This is a genomic window from Sphingobacterium sp. UBA2610 (genome assembly GCF_002339225.1).
In the GTDB taxonomy this organism is placed as follows: Bacteria; Bacteroidota; Bacteroidia; order Sphingobacteriales; family Sphingobacteriaceae; genus Sphingobacterium; species Sphingobacterium multivorum.
Genome location: NZ_DDKA01000006.1, coordinates 56,044 through 74,953, shown reverse-complemented (window position 1 = coordinate 74,953; position 18,910 = coordinate 56,044). Strand labels below are relative to the sequence as shown.

General features: G+C 37.8%; 18 protein-coding genes and 2 tRNA genes. 11 read left to right on the top strand and 9 right to left on the bottom strand.

Annotation, left to right across the window (positions count from 1 at the left end; all coding sequences use genetic code 11):
• Window position 1: 1 nt before the first annotated feature.
• The 5 genes from B4Z47_RS04495 to B4Z47_RS04475 form a co-directional block, all read right to left on the bottom strand.
• Window positions 2-1,468, bottom strand: a complete 1,467-nt coding sequence (locus B4Z47_RS04495; RefSeq protein ID WP_159333392.1) for a LysM peptidoglycan-binding domain-containing protein — start codon at window positions 1,466-1,468, stop codon at window positions 2-4.
• A gap of 183 nt (window positions 1,469-1,651) precedes the next feature.
• Window positions 1,652-1,849, bottom strand: coding sequence for a twin-arginine translocase TatA/TatE family subunit (gene tatA / locus B4Z47_RS04490; RefSeq protein WP_046671996.1), 198 nt, complete (start codon window positions 1,847-1,849; stop codon window positions 1,652-1,654).
• Window positions 1,850-1,942: 93 nt separating this feature from the next.
• Window positions 1,943-3,256 (bottom strand): murein hydrolase activator EnvC family protein, encoded by a 1,314-nt coding sequence (locus B4Z47_RS04485; RefSeq protein ID WP_070563083.1) that lies wholly within the window; start codon window positions 3,254-3,256, stop codon window positions 1,943-1,945.
• A gap of 108 nt (window positions 3,257-3,364) precedes the next feature.
• Entirely contained in the window at window positions 3,365-4,168 is an 804-nt protein-coding gene (locus B4Z47_RS04480; RefSeq protein ID WP_159333393.1) for a DUF4292 domain-containing protein, read from the bottom strand.
• Window positions 4,158-5,879 (bottom strand): tetratricopeptide repeat protein, encoded by a 1,722-nt coding sequence (locus tag B4Z47_RS04475; protein ID WP_159333394.1) that lies wholly within the window; start codon window positions 5,877-5,879, stop codon window positions 4,158-4,160. Before B4Z47_RS04475 ends, B4Z47_RS04480 begins: the two co-directional genes overlap by 11 nt.
• 235 nt (window positions 5,880-6,114) lie before the next feature.
• Between B4Z47_RS04475 and rplM the strand changes: the two genes are divergently transcribed.
• From rplM to B4Z47_RS04445, 6 genes are all read left to right on the top strand, one after another.
• On the top strand, window positions 6,115-6,558 hold the full coding sequence (gene rplM, locus B4Z47_RS04470; RefSeq protein WP_046671993.1) for a 50S ribosomal protein L13: 444 nt from the start codon (window positions 6,115-6,117) through the stop codon (window positions 6,556-6,558).
• 11 nt (window positions 6,559-6,569) lie between these two features.
• Window positions 6,570-6,956, top strand: a complete 387-nt coding sequence (gene rpsI, locus B4Z47_RS04465) for a 30S ribosomal protein S9 (RefSeq protein ID WP_070563091.1) — start codon at window positions 6,570-6,572, stop codon at window positions 6,954-6,956.
• 18 nt (window positions 6,957-6,974) lie between these two features.
• Window positions 6,975-7,772 carry a 30S ribosomal protein S2 gene (gene rpsB, locus B4Z47_RS04460; RefSeq protein WP_070563093.1) on the top strand — a complete coding sequence of 266 codons (798 nt, stop codon included), beginning with the start codon at window positions 6,975-6,977 and terminating at the stop codon, window positions 7,770-7,772.
• A gap of 195 nt (window positions 7,773-7,967) precedes the next feature.
• Window positions 7,968-8,804 (top strand): translation elongation factor Ts, encoded by an 837-nt coding sequence (gene tsf / locus B4Z47_RS04455; RefSeq protein ID WP_070563096.1) that lies wholly within the window; start codon window positions 7,968-7,970, stop codon window positions 8,802-8,804.
• Window positions 8,805-8,992: 188 nt separating this feature from the next.
• A complete protein-coding gene (locus B4Z47_RS04450) occupies window positions 8,993-9,856 on the top strand; it encodes an SDR family oxidoreductase (RefSeq protein WP_083295831.1) in 864 nt (287 codons plus the stop codon).
• A 139-nt stretch (window positions 9,857-9,995) separates the two neighbouring features.
• The gene (locus B4Z47_RS04445; RefSeq protein WP_083295829.1) at window positions 9,996-10,817 is read left to right on the top strand and encodes a helix-turn-helix domain-containing protein; all 822 of its coding nucleotides are present in this window, start codon (window positions 9,996-9,998) and stop codon (window positions 10,815-10,817) included.
• Here the strand turns inward: B4Z47_RS04445 and B4Z47_RS04440 are convergent.
• Complete coding sequence (locus B4Z47_RS04440) at window positions 10,814-11,074, bottom strand: hypothetical protein (RefSeq protein WP_070563105.1); 261 nt, start codon at window positions 11,072-11,074, stop codon at window positions 10,814-10,816. The genes B4Z47_RS04445 and B4Z47_RS04440 overlap by 4 nt on opposite strands.
• A 195-nt stretch (window positions 11,075-11,269) precedes the next feature.
• On the opposite strand from B4Z47_RS04440, the gene B4Z47_RS04435 reads away from it, so the two are divergent.
• The 3 genes from B4Z47_RS04435 to B4Z47_RS04425 all read left to right on the top strand — a co-directional run bounded on the left by B4Z47_RS04435 (window position 11,270) and on the right by B4Z47_RS04425 (window position 14,269).
• Entirely contained in the window at window positions 11,270-11,653 is a 384-nt protein-coding gene (locus B4Z47_RS04435; RefSeq protein WP_070563107.1) for a hypothetical protein, read from the top strand.
• 158 nt (window positions 11,654-11,811) lie between these two features.
• Entirely contained in the window at window positions 11,812-12,588 is a 777-nt protein-coding gene (locus tag B4Z47_RS04430; RefSeq protein ID WP_070563110.1) for an ABC transporter ATP-binding protein, read from the top strand.
• A 1-nt stretch (window position 12,589) separates the two neighbouring features.
• The gene (locus B4Z47_RS04425; RefSeq protein ID WP_159333395.1) at window positions 12,590-14,269 is read left to right on the top strand and encodes a hypothetical protein; all 1,680 of its coding nucleotides are present in this window, start codon (window positions 12,590-12,592) and stop codon (window positions 14,267-14,269) included.
• 94 nt (window positions 14,270-14,363) lie between these two features.
• Here the strand turns inward: B4Z47_RS04425 and B4Z47_RS04420 are convergent, their stop codons facing one another.
• The 3 genes from B4Z47_RS04420 to B4Z47_RS04410 form a co-directional block, all read right to left on the bottom strand.
• The gene (locus tag B4Z47_RS04420; RefSeq protein ID WP_159333396.1) at window positions 14,364-16,280 is read right to left on the bottom strand and encodes a peptide-N-glycosidase F-related protein; all 1,917 of its coding nucleotides are present in this window, start codon (window positions 16,278-16,280) and stop codon (window positions 14,364-14,366) included.
• A 135-nt stretch (window positions 16,281-16,415) separates the two neighbouring features.
• Window positions 16,416-16,489, bottom strand: a tRNA-Met gene (locus B4Z47_RS04415).
• 293 nt (window positions 16,490-16,782) lie between these two features.
• A tRNA-Met gene (locus tag B4Z47_RS04410) sits at window positions 16,783-16,856 on the bottom strand.
• A 66-nt stretch (window positions 16,857-16,922) separates the two neighbouring features.
• Between B4Z47_RS04410 and B4Z47_RS04405 the strand changes: the two genes are divergently transcribed.
• Window positions 16,923-17,300 (top strand): START-like domain-containing protein, encoded by a 378-nt coding sequence (locus B4Z47_RS04405; RefSeq protein WP_070563117.1) that lies wholly within the window; start codon window positions 16,923-16,925, stop codon window positions 17,298-17,300.
• Between the two features lie 102 nt (window positions 17,301-17,402).
• Window positions 17,403-18,887 carry an LptF/LptG family permease gene (locus B4Z47_RS04400; RefSeq protein ID WP_070563119.1) on the top strand — a complete coding sequence of 495 codons (1,485 nt, stop codon included), beginning with the start codon at window positions 17,403-17,405 and terminating at the stop codon, window positions 18,885-18,887.
• Window positions 18,888-18,910 lie beyond the last annotated feature (23 nt).

The following is an 18,910-nucleotide window of genomic DNA, read 5'->3' as shown; positions in this document are numbered from 1 at the left end:
GTTATTTTTTTGAGACTTTCAATTTCATCCCCGGTTTTATCCGGCTTCCATTTAAATCATTTTCACTTTTAAGTCGACCGACTAATGTGCCATTTTTATCTGCGATCTCAGATAATGTATCACCTTTCTTAACGACATAGTAAGCTGTACGCGTGGCGCTAGCGGCACGTTGTTGGTTTTTCTTTGAAGACCTTTCTGTGTTACGAGCTAATTTCGCATTGACGAAATCATCCTCCTTTTTTATCAGTAAGTTTTGTCCAGGGACAATCTGATTTCCACGCAGGTTATTCCAAGATTTTATATCCTGTACGGTTACTTCAAACTTGTCAGCAATGGAAGCGAATGTCTCACCAACTTTCACTTTATATTTCCCATTCTGTAAAGGCTCGCTTGGATTTTCTGTCTGACTAGGATTTACCGAAGATATTGGCGTATTGAGCGCTGCATACAATTCCTCTGCGGCAATCTTTTTATCCAATACAGGTAAAACTAATCGCAATGGGGACTCTTCAGTGCCATTTAACACGTTTCTTTTAAAACTAGGATTCAATGCACGTAATGTCTCTTTTGACACCTGTAAAGCATCCGCTATTTGGTTCAATGAAATACGCTTATTGATATCCAATGCTTGAGTTCTCAGTGAAAGTTCGGTATCCGCAGCATTGATATCATTTTCGTCTGCGTATTTCATCGCATAGGTCATTGCGATGAACTTAGGGATATAGTTTTGGGTCTGTTGCGTTAGATATGGAGCGATATCCCAAAAAGTAGCATTCTCCTTTCCCGAACGTTGGATCGCACGGCTAACCGCTCCTTTACCGCCATTATAGGATGCTATCGCTAACAACCAATCGCCATATTCATCATAAGCTTCTTTTAGGATTTTTGCAATAGCATAGCTCGAAGCGATCGGATCCATACGTTGGTCGGTATAACTGTCCACCGTAAGATGATAAGTTTTGGCTTCATAATACATCAATTGCCATAATCCTGTTGCTCCGGCACTAGAGATATCACGTGGATTTAATGATGATTCGACTACACTTAGATATTTGAGTTCCCGCGGCACTCCTACTTCATCCATGATTTTATCAAACAATGGGAAATAGTATTGTCCTAGTCCCATCATCCTACACATATAGGGATTATAATTATCCGACGTGTATTTGGCAATCAGATCTTTCACTCGTGGTGAGTAGTCTAATGGAACCTCACGTTCTATTGCCTTTAATTTCCGTACAAGCTGTATATCTTCATCTGTAATTTCAGCATCATGCTGTCGGTTACTTCCGGAAGATTTTATACTGTCCAGGTACTGGTAAATCTCTTGTTTTTCTTTTTCGATGCTTTTTTGAAAGAAGGTATGGGCAGCTTCTTTCATACCTTCTACAGCGCTTTCTTGGGCCATGAGTGGTAGTACATAGCATACCCCTCCTAGTATTGAAATTAACGTCTGTTTTCCGATCATAAATTTACTGTTAAATCCGAGTTTGATTCATCTGCTGAAAAATCAACAATAATCTAAACGATTAGAAATGGATTTTAGTATAAAATGGTTTTCGTCCTATTTCGCTATAGGTCGCGTATAAAACAAAATACGATTTTGTTCATCACAAAATCGTATCCATGCTATATGGGATCAAAACCTCCCTTATTTGTTATCTTCTACTTCAGATTTTTTTTCAGGTGAAGACTCATCTTTTTGGCCTTCTTTAAATTCCTTTACTCCTTTACCCAATCCGCGCATCAATTCAGGAATCTTCTTGCCACCAAATAATAGTAACAATATTACTACAATGACAATTAACTCTTGCCCCCCGATTCCCATGATTAATAATGATGTTGACATAACTATAATTTCTTGTTTTTCAATTCTTTTAAACTAAAACTTCTCTCTCTATTTACAAATGTAATGATAATTATTAAATATAGTAATTATTTCTTATCTCGCCAACCATGACATCGGATTCAGTGGTGTTGTTCCTTGTAGTACAGAAAATTCTACCATCGGAACTCCCGTATCGGAATCTACATCGGCCGTCCCTATCGTCTGTCCCGTACTTACTTTTTGTCCTTTTGAAACACTTACACCAGCCAAATTCATATAAACAGTAAAGTATTCACCATGTTTAATCATGACAATACGCTGCCCCATCATCGATACTATACTCAAAACTTCTCCATTAAATACTGCTTTCACGGCCGAACCGCTTGATGTTTGTATTTTGACAGTTTCATGATCCCAATTGACATTTCTACCGACACTTTCTGAACCAAACTCTTGCATAATCTTCGCATTAGAAACAGGCCAAGGCAAACTACCTCGGTTCGATCTGAAGTCATTTGAAAGTTTGACTGCTTCCGGAGTACTACGTAAGACTTCAGAATCTGATTTTCGCGCAGTATTACTGCCTTTCGAACTTGTATTATTTTTACCCTTTGTAGTTGATGTGGACTCATTCGCTTTGCGATTCCGTTCAGCAGCAGCTTCCGCAGCACGACGCGCCGCCTCAGCTCGTCGACGTTCAGCCTCAATTTCTCTTCTAATGATCTCCTTGATGGCCGCATTAATACGACGCTCCTCTTTTTGCTTTTGGGTAATATCTTTCTTCACGCCGCGCTCTGTAACAATCAATTCACTCAATTGTCCAGAATAAACAGATCGCTGTTGAGATATGGTTTTTTTCTCATTTTCCTGCTCTTTCATCAAGGCAACCTGTTTGTTTCGGTCCGCCTGCAATTGAGCAATTTTTTGTTCAATCTGTTTCTTGGTATTTTCGATATCGGCAGCTTTCAGCTTTCTAGAATCGTTAAACTGTTGTAAGTACTTAACCCGTCGGAACCCCTGATTAAAATCCTTGGATGCAAAAATAAACATCAATTTATTATAGGCATTCCGGTTTCTGAACGCAAACATCACCATCTTCTCATAGTCACGTTTCATCTTCTCCAATTCGGCCTTTAACTTATTTACGGCAGCGGTATTGGCATTGATATGTTTGTTAATTACAGCTACTTCCGAAGTAATGGTATTTATCTTCTGCTCGCGCAAATTAATCTGCTTACTCAATGCTGTCACTTGTTGTTGAGTAAGTGATTTTTCCTTTGCAATCTCTTTGACCGTATTCTGTAATTCAGCAATTTCACGATTGAGTTTCTCACGCTGTTTTTCAAGTTCAGCCCTAGTCTGCGCCGATGAAATCCCAATCATGAATAGGAAAGCAGCTATACCAAGTATTGTCTTTTTAAAGTTCATTTACAGTACTATTTTTTTGTGTTTGCCATCTTTCTATCCTATTAATTCACCCCATACTTTAGCAAACTAATTGCGAAAGTAATAAATCTAAAGGAAATAGACAGCTTCTCATCGGATTACTTTGTAACGTGACGATACTGAAAAAGGCATTTCGACTGGTTCATTAAAAGTCACTTTGTTAAAATTTATCTCTGTTTTTATCTCTTGACGACCATCAGAAATGATCATTTTTAAAAGCATCGGAAATTCTTGTCCAGAGGCCATGGCATATTCACCGTAATTGGCCTCCAGCAATTGTTTTTTTGAAAGTTGCGCTAATCTAAACTGATAAGGCCTATTGTTATTATTTAACTTATATAAAAAATCTAGTTCATTCAGTTTGCCATCCAACTGGACAGACATCGAGTCCTGTTTAAAATTAACCTGATCAATATCGGACAATAGATTCACCGAAAGATTGGCTAGCAACAAATCCTGTAGATTTCCGAAAGTTAAATCCGGACTGGCAAAACGATATAGGTAGTCAAATGGCTTAACCATATATTCGCTCTGAAACTTATTTAAGATTTGTACACTGTCTGGAGTGATCAATACCCGGGCAACCTCTATACCCAGTGTAGCAGAAATGGAAATCCAGATCCTTTTATCTTTCTCTATTCGAATAGTAGAAGTGACATCATAATTGTCCTTCCCAAGATCGAGACGCATCTTCGCTTTTCCAGAAAAAGTAGAATAATTCAAATTGGTCAAAAAAAGAGCACGTAAGCTATTCTTTTTCGCCTCCCTTGTATTATCTTTTATGGTCAACTCGTTTTCAGCTTTAAGGTCAGCACCTTTTAGTAGTTTCTTCTTAGAACTACAAGAAGAAAGCAGCAACACAACAGCACTAACCCAAACAATTTTATTCCACATAGCTCTTAGTCTCAATCTTCTTTTTCAATTTCAGCTTACCCTCCTCCGTATCAGCTCCCTTTTCTAAAGCGAGGTTCCACTGCTTAACGGCATCCGTTGTTTTCCCTAACTTAATCAAAATGTCGCCATAATGTTCCAGTAATACCGCCGTTTGCGGATTTGTATTTTTTAACGCTTTTTGAATCCATACTAGTGCGTCATCATATTTTCCATTTGCAAAAAGTACCCAAGCATAGGTATCTTCAAAAGTTCCATTATTGGGCTGCAATTTCGTCGCCATTGCGGCATACTTTATAGCTTCATCAAGTCGTTCTTTTCTTAACGACAAATAGTATGCTAAATTGTTCATCGCCGTCACATTTGTACTATCCAATCGAATAGCTTCGATATAAGCCGCGTCAGAGGCTTTATACATCTGAAGTGAATTATAAATATCACCTAATCCCCCATAAATATTTGCTTGTAGAAAAGGCGATTCATCCTGTGCATTATTAAGTGCAGCCTCCATAAACTTTCGGCTATTTTCCATGTCTTTTTTCATCAAATAGGCCATACTCGTAAAATAGAGTATGGTCGCATTATTGGACACATAGTGCAGCGCTTCCCCACCATGTGCAATGGCTTGATCAAATTCACCTTTGTCCATATCCAAACTCATCAGCATCCGCCAAGCATCGATCTGGTAGGGGTTCATACTCACGGCTACCGCTAGTGAACTTTGAGCAGCGGACTTATCGTCTCTCAACCATAACACTTGTCCCCTTGCCATATGGCTTTCGGCAATACGTGGATGAACTTCAACCAAGATATTCACCAATTCCAAAAGTTGGTCTTTTGTATAGGGACCTTTCGGATTCAACAAGGTCATTATAATCCGATTCTTATCTGCAAAATCAACTTTCTTAGATTGAAATCCTTGCTTAAGTGCATCAAAAGATAATTTCAGCTTTTTATCAAATCGATAGAGATCAGCCAAATCGAAATAAAGAAAATCCTCTTTTGTGGTCTGAATTCCTTTATTAATGTAGTCCAATGCAAGCTTCGAATTTTTGGAAAGATTATAGGCTTGCGCTAATTGTCCATACACTTGAGCCAGCGAAGTCCCTTTGTCTGCCCAGGGCTTCAAAAGATCAATGACAGCTTTATAATTACCGGCATCATTTAACAACACACTGCCAACCATGTCCAATGTATCAGAAGCGACAGCGATCTCTTTGGTTTTATAGAAATACTCCAAAGCCACATCCTTGTACCCACCATTGAAAAGGAGCATGATACGCTCCCGTTTTAGTGAGGCAGTATTATTGTCATCTCGATCTATCAACTTATCGAGATAGATTAAAGCACTATCCGCGTCGTTTTTACTTTTAAATGCATCTACAGCAAAACTTAGATATTCCGGCTTCGACTGAATATTCAGCGCTTCTTTTATAGCTTCGATCGCTCTATCTTGATTTCTCATCTGCGCAAGAAGAATTGCCTTTGTAAAATAGATATCATCGGCTTGTGGGTAATCTGCGATTATAGCATCCAAAGAATCCATCCCGGGGCCAATTTTTCCTTGCTTCAATATTTCCTGCACGTTTTTGAGTCGTGCATCGTAAGGTTTAGGCTTATTATCCGGAGATTGTGCCTTTAATGAGCCCAGTGCTACTAGGAGTAAACCAATAAAACTTAAAAAAAATCGCTTATCTAAAAAATTCAATCTCATCTACTTCCGCTATAATAATTTAAAAATTCTTCCTGCAATATACTAACTAATGTAACAATATTCATTCGAGGAAGTTGTAAAAATATTGAGATTAGTGGGGCTCGCTTGAAATTCAACTCGTTTTCAACAAAATAAGCAAAATAGATTTTAAAATATAGAATAATAGATGTACCTTTGCAGACCCTTGAGATAAGGGGAAGAAAAATTTTTTAATAAATTATTTAAACAAAAGCAAGTGAATACGTTAAGTTACAAAACTGTCTCTGCCAACAAGAACACCGTTAACAAAGAGTGGATCGTTGTTGACGCTGAAGGAGAGATTTTGGGGCGTTTGGCGAGCAACATCGCGAAAGTAATTCGTGGTAAGCATAAGCCTACATTCACCCCACACGTAGACTGTGGAGATAACGTGATTGTTATCAATGCAGACAAAATTAAATTGACAGGAAACAAATTAGGCGACAAAGTTTACGTACGCTACACTGGATACCCAGGTGGTCAACGTTTCGTTTCTCCTAAAGAGTTAATGGCTAAATTTCCTGAACGCATTATTGAAAAAGCTGTTCGTGGTATGCTTCCTAAAAACCGTTTAGGTCGTCAATTGTTTAAAAACCTTTACGTTTATGCTGGTACTGAGCACAAGCATGAAGCACAAAATCCAAAACCAGTTAAATTTTAAGGAGAATCGTCATGTCAACAACTAACACTTCAGGAAGAAGAAAAACTGCTGTTGCCCGCATTTACTTAACTGCTGGTAGCGGAAACATTATCATAAACGGTAAAGACTACAAAGAGTATTTCCCAACATTACCTTTGCAATACATCGCTACACAGTCATTGAACGTAGCTGGTGAATTAGCAAACTTTGATGTAAAAGTAAACGTTAACGGAGGTGGTGTTAAAGGTCAAGCAGAAGCTGTTCGCTTAGCGATCGCAAAAGCTTTGGTTGAGCTTAACCCAGAAGTTAAACCTGCATTACGCGCTAAAGGTTTAGTAACACGTGATGACCGCATGGTTGAACGTAAGAAACCAGGACGTCGTAAAGCTCGTAGAAGATTCCAATTCAGTAAACGTTAATCAAAGGAGGATCAAAAAATGGCAAGAACTACTTATCAAGATTTATTGGATGCAGGTGTGCACTTTGGTCACCTTACACGTAAATGGGATCCGAAAATGGCTAAGTACATTTTCATGGAACGCAACGGTATCCACATCATTGACTTGAACAAAACTCTTACGAAATTAGAAGAAGCTGCTTCAGCTATCAAACAAATCGTAAAATCAGGTCGCAAAGTTTTATTCGTCGCTACGAAAAAACAAGCAAAAGAGATCATCGCACAACAAGCAAAAGAGGTTAATATGCCTTTTGTAACTGAGCGTTGGTTAGGTGGTATGCTTACAAACTTCGCTACAGTTCGTAAGTCTATCAAAAAAATGTCTAACATTGACAAAATGCAAAAAGATGGTACATATGATGTATTGTCTAAAAAAGAGAAGTTGATGATTCAACGTGAGCGTATCAAATTAGAAAACCTTTTAGGAGGTATCGCTGATTTGAACCGTTTACCAGCTGCTTTATTCATCATCGATGTGAAAAAAGAACACATCGCTGTTTCTGAAGCAATGAAATTGAACATCCCTACTTTTGCAATGGTAGATACAAACTCTGATCCTTCAAACATTGATTTCCCAATCCCAGCAAATGATGACGCTAGTAAATCTATTAGTTTAATCGCCGGTATCATTGGTCAAGCAATCCAAGAAGGTTTGGACGAGCGCAAACGCGACAAAGAAGAAGAAGCTGAAAAAGATGCTGCTGCTGCTAAAGCAAAAGTTGATAATAGTGATGCTTCAGAAGCTAAACGTCCTCGCAAAGCGAAAGACGGAGAATAATATTTTTATTCCAAACCGGATGGCGTAGCGTTAGTTTCTGGAAAAGTTTACTTTTCTTGAACTAGCCTCTCTGTCCGGTTTTTTGGTTTAACAATACTCGTTTATCAAGAAATGTTAAACTTCATATTAGCTTAACATGTTTTAAGTTAATATTGTACAAATTTCAGTCGTAAATAATAATAAAAAGAAATAAACATGTCAGTACAAATTTCTGCATCAGATGTGAACAAATTGCGTCAACAAACTGGCGCTGGTATGATGGATTGTAAAAAAGCTTTAGTTGAGTCTAATGGTGACTTTGAAGCTGCTGTAGATTACTTGCGTAAAAAAGGCGCTAAAGTAGCTGCTAGCCGTCAAGATCGCGACTCTAACGAAGGTGTTATCATCGCTAAAGCTACTGCTGATGGTAAATCAGGTATCGTAGTTGAAGTTAATTGTGAAACTGACTTCGTAGCTAAAAACGCAGACTTCGTTGCTTTCGCTGAAAAAATTGCAGACGTTGCATTAAACAGTAAACCTGCTTCTTTGGAAGAATTAAAAGGTTTGGAACTTGATGGCAAAAACATCGCTGATTTATTAATCGAGCAAACTGGTGTAATTGGCGAGAAAATTGACGTTTCTAAATACGAAACTATCACTGCTGAAAAGGTTATCGCTTATATTCACGGTAACTACCGTTTAGGTGTATTAGTAGGTCTTTCTGCTGATGCTGCTGGTGCTGAAGAAGCAGGTAAAGATGTAGCAATGCAAATTGCCGCAATGAACCCTATCGCAATTGACAAAGATGGTGTTGATCAAAACACAATCGAGCGTGAAATCGCTATTGCTAAAGAGCAAATCATTGCTGAAGGTAAACCTGCTGAAATGGCTGAGAAAATCGCTCAAGGTAAATTGAATAAATTCTTCAAAGACACAACTTTGTTAAACCAAGAATTCGTAAAAGATTCTTCTAAAAACATCGCTCAATTCTTAGATTCAGTTTCCAAAGGATTAACTGTAACTGCTTTCAAACGCGTACAATTGGGCGCATAAGCATAATTCATTCCATTACCAGAATTGGAAATTTTTAAAACAGGAGCTATTCTTCGAATGGCTCCTGTTTTTGTTTACATCTCTTCCTTCATTTATTCCCGAACTATTTTTCACCGCTGGCCTTGGCTTTTATTTTATCCCAAATTTGTGTAACTTAAGGATACATAAAAACTGGACAGCATATGGGTATGTTAAAGGAAAACGCGTTAAAAGGAAAACGAATTTTGATTACGGGTGGTGGTACAGGCCTCGGAAAAGCCATGACAGATTACTTTCTCGAGCTTGGCGCCTCTTGCCTGATCACGAGCCGTAAAGATGATGTTATACAGCATACAGCGAACGAATTGTCGGAAAAATATCAGGCGAAATGTCTTGCAGTAGCTGGAGATGTCCGAAATTATGAGGATGTCGAGCGCGTCGTTTCCTGTGGATATGAACATTTTGGCGGGATAGATATACTCATAAACAATGCTGCCGGAAATTTTATCTCCCCTACCGAACGTTTAAGCCACCGCGCCTTCGAATCTGTTATTGGTATCGTTCTCCAAGGTAGTATAAACTATACCCTAGCACTGGGCAAGCGTTGGATTGAGGCCAACGAACATAATAAAGCTATACTAAGTATCGTCACAACCTATGCTTGGACGGGTTCTGGCTACGTTGTTCCTTCTGCAACAGCTAAAGCCGGAGTTCTTGCATTAACTCGATCGTTAGCCGTTGAATGGGGAAAAAAAGGGATAAGACTCAATGCTATAGCTCCGGGTCCATTCCAAACTTCAGGTGCCATGGAACGGCTACTTCCAGGTGAATTAGGCGAACTTCTCTCGCCTGCCAAACGTATCCCCTTGGGCCGCTTGGGCAAACTGGAGGAATTGGCCAACCTCGCGGCCTATCTGGTATCCGATTACGCCAGTTATATCAACGGTGATGTTATCACGATAGATGGCGGCGAGTGGCTTAAGGGAGCAGGTGAGTTCAATGGATTGGATATTATTCCTGAAGATCAATGGGATGCTATTGAACAGATGACCAGAAATGCAAAAAGTACCTGATAATCGTTTAAAATAACGAATGATTTATTTTATGGTGAATACGCAACTGTATTACATGCCGGTTTAAAAGAGGAAATAGCAAGGTCTTTAATCCATTTTTCTTAGGTTTGTAGCGATTATTCCAATAGACTCTGTACATATGATGAATTTATCTTTCGAATCTCAAAAAATCAAGCATAAAGAAAAATTAGAACTCAATAAAACGGGTTTTGATTTTGCGTTAGTTTATATAGCCGAAGGCACACTCGTATCGAAAGGGAATAATTTAAAATTTTCCAAAGAGAATTTACTTTTTTTGAATAAAGATTTCGAAACACTTGAGACAAAAAAAGATACAACTGCATTTGTACTCTATTTCTCCAACTCCTACTTTAAAGATCTGCACTTTATACAACAAAATTTTAGACTTACTCACAACCCGGTTGATATCTTTAACTCGAAGACATTGTTAAATAAGAGCCTATCCCTTAAAAAGGAAAATAAAAAACTGATCGAGCGGGTAATTTCGCTAATTCAACAATATGAGAGTGAAGATGAAGCGGCATCAATTTTTATATTCCACCAGACAATGTCCCTTTTCGCTTTAGTAGAAAATATATTGACAGATCTGGAGCTACCTATTAACGAGTCTTATGAATTGTCTCAAGAGATCGAGCAATACATACAGCAAAATATCTATTTCCCGGATAAATTACAAATCAAGTCGATTGCAGATCAGTTCCAAATTTCAGCAAATTATTTTGGGGCCTTTTTTAAAAAAAGATATTCAAAAAGCTACAAAGTGTATATAGACGATATTCGTATTAAACTAATTGAGGAGCGACTAGCATCCAATAGATACACGATGAAACAAATTGTAGAAGAACTCGGATTTAATGATGAAAGTCACCTAACCAATTTCTATAAGAAGAAAAGAAATATTACACCCAGCTCTTATAAAAGAGCTAAAAATAGTGCTTAATTGTCGAGTTGGATTACACCATTAAGATCGTGATTTAAAGAGCGTTGAATGGCTTCATCCAAAATAAGAATCTTCTTTCCTTGAAAGGTCGCTGCATCATGACTGTCAAAATTTGAGCTACTGGAATTAAAAGATTCCAATTTCATTGGGAAATAAATTGGGTTCTCATCTTCAGCCCGACCAATGGTCAATAAAATATTGTAGCCTTGTAGGCGTAAACTCTGTAAAGTCTGATAATTTAAACGCTTGAAGATCATAATTCCTATTTTAAAATAAAACAAACATATAATTATATTGTTTTACTGCTTTAACCATTTTTTGGATTTTATCTTTCCAAAAGAATCTTCACATTCCTGACCTCCTAGTGGCACTGGAACATTCGCTTTCACAGATAAATCAAAAACTTTTTTTTACGGGAACTGTTTTACAGATAAATAAAAATTAGCAGGATTATGTCGAAAAAAGAAAGTAAAAATGGGAAAGTCGAAGAAGACTATCCAGATAAAGAGCAGGACCTTGCTTTTAATGAAGAACTTGACAGTTATGAAATGGATGTCGATGACAACGATCCAGACTACGATCACCCGGCTGACTACGATACAGTAGCTGAAGGTGCAATTGATGATGATTCAACATACGATGACTCTAATCCTTTTGTCGGAGATGAGTATGCAACACAAGATGAACTCAAAGAGGAAGATCTAGATAATGCTAACATGCGAATCGAGACTTTTGATCATGAACGTTTATCCCCTTTGGACAAGAAATTAGCCGAGAACGAAGAAGATTTGAGAGATGATCTCGATGAAGAGGGATATCCTAAAAACGATAGGTAGTTTTTCCGAAAATAACATAATTTTTGAAGGGACCGGAAGGTCCCTTTTCCATTGATTAAAATAAAGACTTTCTTCTCAAAATTAGGTATCATATACTTTTCAATTGGAAACTATAACTCCAATTTTTTATGTAAGTTTACTTTGAAGATTATAATGATATGGAAAGTATATTACCTCTCATCCGGATTGTTGACCTAAAAAAGTCATACGGAGAAAAAGAAATATTGAAAGGAATCAACCTCGACATATTCCCAGGTCAAGTTATCGGATATATTGGCCCAAATGGTGCCGGCAAATCCACAACTGTTAAAATATTAACAGGACTTATCGAGGACTTCACAGGCACTGTAGAAATTAATGGCATCAATATTCAAAAAGATCCACTTGCAGTAAAAGCATTATTGGGATATGTTCCCGAAAACGCAGAATTATATGATGTACTGACTCCCATGGAATACCTGGATTTTGTAGGTAAACTCTATGGAATGGAAGATAAGGTCATTCAGGAACGTTCCTTAAAACTGTTAGCGGCGTTTGGCCTTGAATCTAATGTAAATAATAGGATGGATACCTTCTCCAAAGGAATGCGTCAAAAAGTACTTTTAATTTCAGGAATTATTCATAACCCACAAATTATCGTGCTGGATGAACCATTATCTGGACTCGATGCTAATGCTGTTATCTTTGTTAAAGAACTTATCTCATTACTTGCAAAAGAAGGGAAAACAATTTTCTATTGTTCACATATGATGGACGTTGTTGAAAAAGTATCTGATCGGATCTTACTGATAAACCAGGGGAGCATCATTGCGGATGGTACGATTGAGGAACTAAAAACAGATCCTAACGAATCATTGGAGCATATATTTGCTAAATTAACCAATACGGGCAGCAGCGCATTGGACGCTTCCAATATCATTACAGCAATTCAATAACATGGAAAAATTTATCTTAAAATTTATCCTTCTTTTTCGTGGGGTTTGGAAAGGCTTAGGTATCAATTATGAACAGTTTAAAATCATCTTAGAAACCAAAATAATCCTAGATAATCGAAAGCCTATTAGCTTTCGCAAACGTAGCTCGGGAAAATCATCTTCGTCGTCATCGATTTTACAATTCTTATTGTATCTCATCTTTGGCCTGATATTCATGGTCATTATTTTGTCGATTCCAGATAGGTACTTAGCCATTTCGATCATGCTACTCAGTTTCATTAGCATGTTAAGTATTACACTGGTGTCCGATTTTTCGCCCATACTATTAGATACTCGGGATCAGTATATCATTATGCCCAGACCAGTTAATGATAAGACTTTAGCTATTTCCCGAATAACTTTTATTGCAATCAAGCTTTTTAATCAAGTAATTGCGTTAACCTTACCTGTGCTTATTTATGTATCTTTCAATTGGGATATCGTCTCCGTCCTTCTTCTATGTCTGCAGCTTATACTAAGCACATTGATCGCGCTGATATTTGTCAACGGATTTTATCTGATTAGCATCAAATATCTCCCCATACAAAAGTTTAAAGATGTAATTACTTATATACAGATCGGTCTCTCGCTAGTTCTTTTCCTATCCTATTATGTTGGCCCTAATTTGATTCAATCTATTGTAGAATCTCATTTAACGATGGAACAGCTCAGATTTCTTTGGATATTCCCAAGTACCTGGATTGCATCATTTCAACCATTACTCTTTGGCAGCCACAGTGTACATATGGTCGTCTTATCAACATTAGGAATACTAACTCCTCTTGCTGGTATTTACGCTTGTACTAAGCTATTTTCACGTGGATTTAATGCGAAAATAGCTGCACTTGCAACCGCCGATAGCCTTCCTGATGAAGCTTCACAATTAACTCGAAATAATCCATCCCAATTACCTTTATATAAAAGAATTTCCTCGAAGGTTTGCTCATCCCCGGTTGAAGAGGCAGGATTTAGCATTGTATGGCTGATAAGTTCTAAAACGAGAGAATTTAAGCAACAGCTATACCCTTCGTTGGCTTATCTACCTATTTATTTCGTTTTTTTATTTCTACGTACAGGAGATGATCTCCCAATAGCTGGCAAAATAGCGAAGCTTCGTGATTCAGGCTTGTATATAATTATGTTTTATCTTTCGTTATTAACCATACTAACCGTTTTCCAGCTTATTACGCAAAGTAATAAATATAAAGCGGCCTGGGTCTACCATGTGACTCCCATACAAAAACCAGGACAACTGATGACTGGAGTTCTTAAAGCATGTCTTATCAAATATGTTTTACCGTTCAACATTCTGTTTCTTTCTATCTGTGTACCACTATTTGGTCTCAGTTCTATTAATGATCTGCTATTATCTTCCGCTATTGGCGGTATCGAAAGTATTCTGATTATGCTTTTTATTGTCAAAAGCTATCCGTTTTCGAAGGCTAGTCAATCCAATTCAAAAGCAATAACTAATCTACTGATATTAGGTCTATTGGGTATTTTGGGATACTTACATAAAACCATTTTCCACTATGAAACACTAATTTGGATCTTAGCTGGACTTGCATGGTTCATCTTCTTTTTAATGCTGAAGTACTTACAGCGAGAAGACTGGAAAGGCTTAGCTTACGACGACAATTGATTAAACAGATGAAAAAAAGCTCCATAATGGAGCTTTTTTTATCAAATTCTTCAAAATCTAAGCACAAAATATCTTCACGCTTTTCTTTATCCGGTTATCTTTTATTTATTCGTCCTTTAAACTGGCTAATACCATCCATCAAAACTTCTACGATTATTCTTCCTGATGGTAAATGACTCACATCATAATTCAGCACAGCCTGTTGAATGGATTTGTATTCGTGTTTTTGCCACAAAACGCCATCAACCATAAAAAGCACAGTCATCTCACTCGGTTCATTGGAGACTACGCTTAGTTGAGTCTTATCCACAACCGACCTTGGATAAAGCGAGAAGGCATATTGCGTTGAACTTAGACCCGTCTCAAATCCACGTTTAGCATGGAAACTAAACATTTCGCCATTTCCACAATCGCTTTCAAAAGCATGAATAAGGTTTCCTTTCAAATCGAAGATTCGTAAATGGCCATCACCATTTTCAGGTTGTGCCCAAAACTGCAGTCCGTTACCTGCGGTATCGGCCAAAGAGAGTGAGTGGTTTCCATCATTAAGGTGTAAAGTATCTCTATACATCGTTGCCGCAGCCAGTTGGGCGCCATTTTTGCGAAAGACCGTATCCTGCTTTGCATTAATTAGAAATATACGATTATCCGCCGGTTTATTATTGGTCATAAACTCCAAAACAAAATCAGTGGGAAATAGCTGCAGCGCGGTAAAGACGCTTTCCGCCTTATTGTCTATAGGCCACGCATCCGACTTGCCATTCGGTTTTAGAAGTGATACCGTAAATACATTCTCCTGATCTCTTTCTTGTATTTCTCCAGGCAGTATAACTTCTGCAACCTGATTAAAAGAAAGATTACCTTTCCAATGAAAAGTTCTGGCAGGGAATCCCTTCGTGCCATAAACAATTTCTAGGGTACGAATCGGCTCAGCACCTAAATTTCTGAAAGAGATCCTTGGGCCAACACTCGCCGGATTTAATCGAGAAAAACGCTGTTCATCACTTGGAACCATTATTGACTCAACGGCAACATCAACTTTTTGCTTAGGGGCAGAATATTGAAACAAGTAAGCGGATATATTTTCGACAGCCTGCACATTATCAGTCGCTGTATAATGTTCCATCTGTAAGGCAATTTGATGGGTACCAACTTTAGTAAATACATCAATAAAATCAGGCTGCTGTAAATCTCCAGGACACCAATATGCGCGGTCATGTACCCAGGTCCCGCCTTGTGGATAAAGTGGATTACCCCCACATTTCTTCCACATATCACGTTTGTCCACAGTCTTTCCATCGAAGGTTAGTTCGCGCCACCGGCTACAGAATTCGCTACAGCCACGTGGTTTATCCATACCATGCCCTGTATGCTGAATGCGTATTCGGCTCAATGCTGCTCCCGCACTCGAGGTATATGTTATTGGCAGTAGATTTTCTGCTATCTTTTCGTTGACATCCCCATATTTATAGGCTTTATTCCACAGCGTTGTTATTCCCAATGGGGTAACAACTGGTGGACCTGATAAAATTTCAAAATCTACGGTAAGTGCCCATCCCACAGTCTTGTCCTCAAAACCAGAATGAGTATAGACAATTTCCACGCTATCCCTTAAGAAAGGAGCAAAATCAGTTACATCGACCTGCCACTTCCAACTCCATCCCTTATTGTAAATACTACCATATGGCGTAAGCATTCTTCCTAATTCATAATTTAGTGCTGGTCCATTTTTCCCTCCTTTACGACGTAATACGATGTGATCCAAATAGTCCCAATGCGCCGTGCGCAAACTATCCGGGCTCCCCAGCGTAACAAACATAGTAACCTTTCGTATAGGATAATTTTCTTTTGGAAATACTCCCCAAGCCGGGTAAGAATTCTCGCCTTTCTGTGCATCACATAGAATGGTTTTCCGTTGATGTGTAACGACGTGGCTTTTTGTGCCTTGTTGTGCAAAAACATGATGGCAGATAAAAAAGCAAAATAGGGTTAGTATAGGTCTTATATTCATTATTTAAATATTATCCATAAAACAATACAAAGATAGATGTAATCTTGCCAGCAGCGAAAAAAAGGAAATGCGATAAAAAGGAAATACATGCAATCATAAAAAAAGCATCAATCTTGTTAAGATTGATGCTTTTAGTAGCGGGGAGCAGAATCGAACTGCCGACCTTTGGGTTATGAATCCAACGCTCTAACCATCTGAGCTACCCCGCCGTTTCGGTATGCAAATATACCACTTCGTATGTCAATTCAAAAGATTTTTTTATTTTTTTACTGATTCTGGCCTATTTAAAACTTGTATTAAACACAACAAACTCATTTTTAACTCAATAAATTTAGCATTGAAAAATAGAAAATGAACTTAAAAAAATTGACAGCCCAAAAAACAACATGTTTATTAAAAAACGGGAGCAACTTTTTACAAAAAAACTTGCAATAACAAAATAAATATGTATTATTACAAATAATAAGTTGATGCAATAAAAAGCAATTTTGGAAGAGATTTGTAGCGGGGAGCAGAATCGAACTGCCGACCTTTGGGTTATGAATCCAACGCTCTAACCATCTGAGCTACCCCGCCATTTTTGGGAATGCAAATATAGCTTATTTTTGATTTAAACAAACTAAAATTTAAAAAAACATTTTTATGGCAGATAAAATAAAATTCCAACTAGAATATATCATCAACTCTTCACCTAGAATTTTATTTCCGTATTTGCAAGAACCAAACGAATTGGCGCAATGGTTTGCAGATGATGTAAACTATAAAGACACCGTTTATACTTTCATTTGGGATGATGAACCTCACCGAGCAAAAATTGTAGCATCAAAAGAAAATAAATCTGTACGCTTTAAATGGCTAGATGATGATCCCTATTATTTCGATCTGGAGATCGATCAAGACGAGCTAACGAATGATGTTGCTCTTAAGATAACAGATTACGCTAAAGAAGAAGACCTTGAAAATAGAAAGTTAATTTGGAAAAATTCAATAGTCTATCTTCAAAGTGTTATAGGTGCATAAAAAAGCCTATCTTTGCAATATATTTCCACTAGGGGCTCCAGCAGGAGCTTCTTAGTTGGGAGATGCCTTAATGTAAAGGCATCAATTTGCTTTGCGTCACGGATGAAAAAGGTTCATTTACTTATTCTTCAAGCTTTCATAAAACCATTTATTGTCACATTCTTTATTGTGATGTTTGTCTTATTGATGCTTTTCCTATTCAAGTACATTGATGATTTGATTGGAAAAGGATTTGAATGGTATACCATCATGGAGCTAATTGGATATCAATGCGTTGTTCAAATCCAAATGGCAATGCCTTTATCCATGCTCCTTTCCTCCATTATGACTTTCGGAAATCTGGGTGAAAGCTATGAATTAGTTGCAATCAAGGCTGCAGGCGTATCTTTACGTAAAGCAATGACCCCGCTATTTATACTCGTTGCAATTTTCGCAACAAGTTCTTTTCTGTTCTCCGATTATATTCTCCCCGTAGTGAACCTAAAAATGGGTACGCTACTTACTGATGTACGTAATAAAAAGGCAGATTTCCTCATCAAACCCGGAATCTTTAACAACACCATTCCAGGTTACTCAATCCGCGCTAGAGGAAAAAACAAAGCGGGAACAATTCTCTATGACTTGATGATCTATGATCATCGTGGCGGTAATACAGCCAATAATGTACTTATGGCCAAAGAAGGGTATATCTATAACTCTCCTGACAACAATTATATGATCCTTAAACTTAAGGATGGTATCCGCTACGAGGAAGCACGGACTAAAAACTCCAAGACCTACGATCCACGCCAGCAATTTACGCGGTTTAAGTTTAAGGAAACAGAGCAAAAGTTTGATATGGGAAGTTTTCAACAGGGTAAAACTGACGAAAACCTCTTCAAGAGCCACCATGCCATGTTAAACCTGAAACAGTTAGACATGTACATCGATTCCAATCATATCAAAATAGACAGCATGGGAAAGGCAATCGTCCGTACATTAGACACCCGATATAATATCTATTCGAAATATTTTAGTGTGAATCAACCCGGACAGCCAAAGGTCAAAGAGGCTAAGATCAAACCTTTTAAAAATTTGCTTACCGATCTCGTTCCACAAGAACAACGAGCACAAATCACTATGAATGCGCTGAACCAATTGAATTATTTAAAGGAAGATCTAAACGGCCGTACACTTGAATTTAAAGATTACAAATCGAAAGATATCCGTTATCGTATTGAATGGCATCGCAAGTTTACCCTAGCTGTCTCCTGTCTCTTACTATTTGCAATTGGAGCTCCACTAGGAGCCATTATCAGAAAAGGTGGACTTGGTCTTCCTGTGGTGATGGCCATCATTTTCTTTCTGATCTATCACATTATCTCTACAGTAGCAGAAAAAACAGCTAAAGATGGTGCCATATCATCAGCCGTTGGCATGTGGATGGCCATTATTGTCTTAACACCATTGGCCGCTTTTCTAACATACAAGTCAACGACAGATTCCGCGTTATTTGATATTGATCAATATAAATTAAAAGTAGAAGCCGCTTGGAAATGGATTAAGGAAAAGCTTGCAAAAAAGAATAAATTGAAAGAATCACATTAGATTGTGACAACGCTATTATAAAT

Coding starts and splice junctions, on each gene's coding strand:
- B4Z47_RS04495 (WP_159333392.1), bottom strand. CDS start 1,468: ATGATCGGAAAACAGACGTTAATTTCAATACTAGGAGGGGTATGCTAT.
- tatA (WP_046671996.1), bottom strand. CDS start 1,849: ATGTCAACATCATTATTAATCATGGGAATCGGGGGGCAAGAGTTAATT.
- B4Z47_RS04485 (WP_070563083.1), bottom strand. CDS start 3,256: ATGAACTTTAAAAAGACAATACTTGGTATAGCTGCTTTCCTATTCATG.
- B4Z47_RS04480 (WP_159333393.1), bottom strand. CDS start 4,168: ATGTGGAATAAAATTGTTTGGGTTAGTGCTGTTGTGTTGCTGCTTTCT.
- B4Z47_RS04475 (WP_159333394.1), bottom strand. CDS start 5,879: ATGAGATTGAATTTTTTAGATAAGCGATTTTTTTTAAGTTTTATTGGT.
- rpsI (WP_070563091.1), top strand. CDS start 6,570: ATGTCAACAACTAACACTTCAGGAAGAAGAAAAACTGCTGTTGCCCGC.
- rpsB (WP_070563093.1), top strand. CDS start 6,975: ATGGCAAGAACTACTTATCAAGATTTATTGGATGCAGGTGTGCACTTT.
- tsf (WP_070563096.1), top strand. CDS start 7,968: ATGTCAGTACAAATTTCTGCATCAGATGTGAACAAATTGCGTCAACAA.
- B4Z47_RS04450 (WP_083295831.1), top strand. CDS start 8,993: ATGTTAAAGGAAAACGCGTTAAAAGGAAAACGAATTTTGATTACGGGT.
- B4Z47_RS04445 (WP_083295829.1), top strand. CDS start 9,996: ATGATGAATTTATCTTTCGAATCTCAAAAAATCAAGCATAAAGAAAAA.
- B4Z47_RS04440 (WP_070563105.1), bottom strand. CDS start 11,074: ATGATCTTCAAGCGTTTAAATTATCAGACTTTACAGAGTTTACGCCTA.
- B4Z47_RS04435 (WP_070563107.1), top strand. CDS start 11,270: ATGTCGAAAAAAGAAAGTAAAAATGGGAAAGTCGAAGAAGACTATCCA.
- B4Z47_RS04430 (WP_070563110.1), top strand. CDS start 11,812: ATGGAAAGTATATTACCTCTCATCCGGATTGTTGACCTAAAAAAGTCA.
- B4Z47_RS04425 (WP_159333395.1), top strand. CDS start 12,590: ATGGAAAAATTTATCTTAAAATTTATCCTTCTTTTTCGTGGGGTTTGG.
- B4Z47_RS04420 (WP_159333396.1), bottom strand. CDS start 16,280: ATGAATATAAGACCTATACTAACCCTATTTTGCTTTTTTATCTGCCAT.
- B4Z47_RS04405 (WP_070563117.1), top strand. CDS start 16,923: ATGGCAGATAAAATAAAATTCCAACTAGAATATATCATCAACTCTTCA.
- B4Z47_RS04400 (WP_070563119.1), top strand. CDS start 17,403: ATGAAAAAGGTTCATTTACTTATTCTTCAAGCTTTCATAAAACCATTT.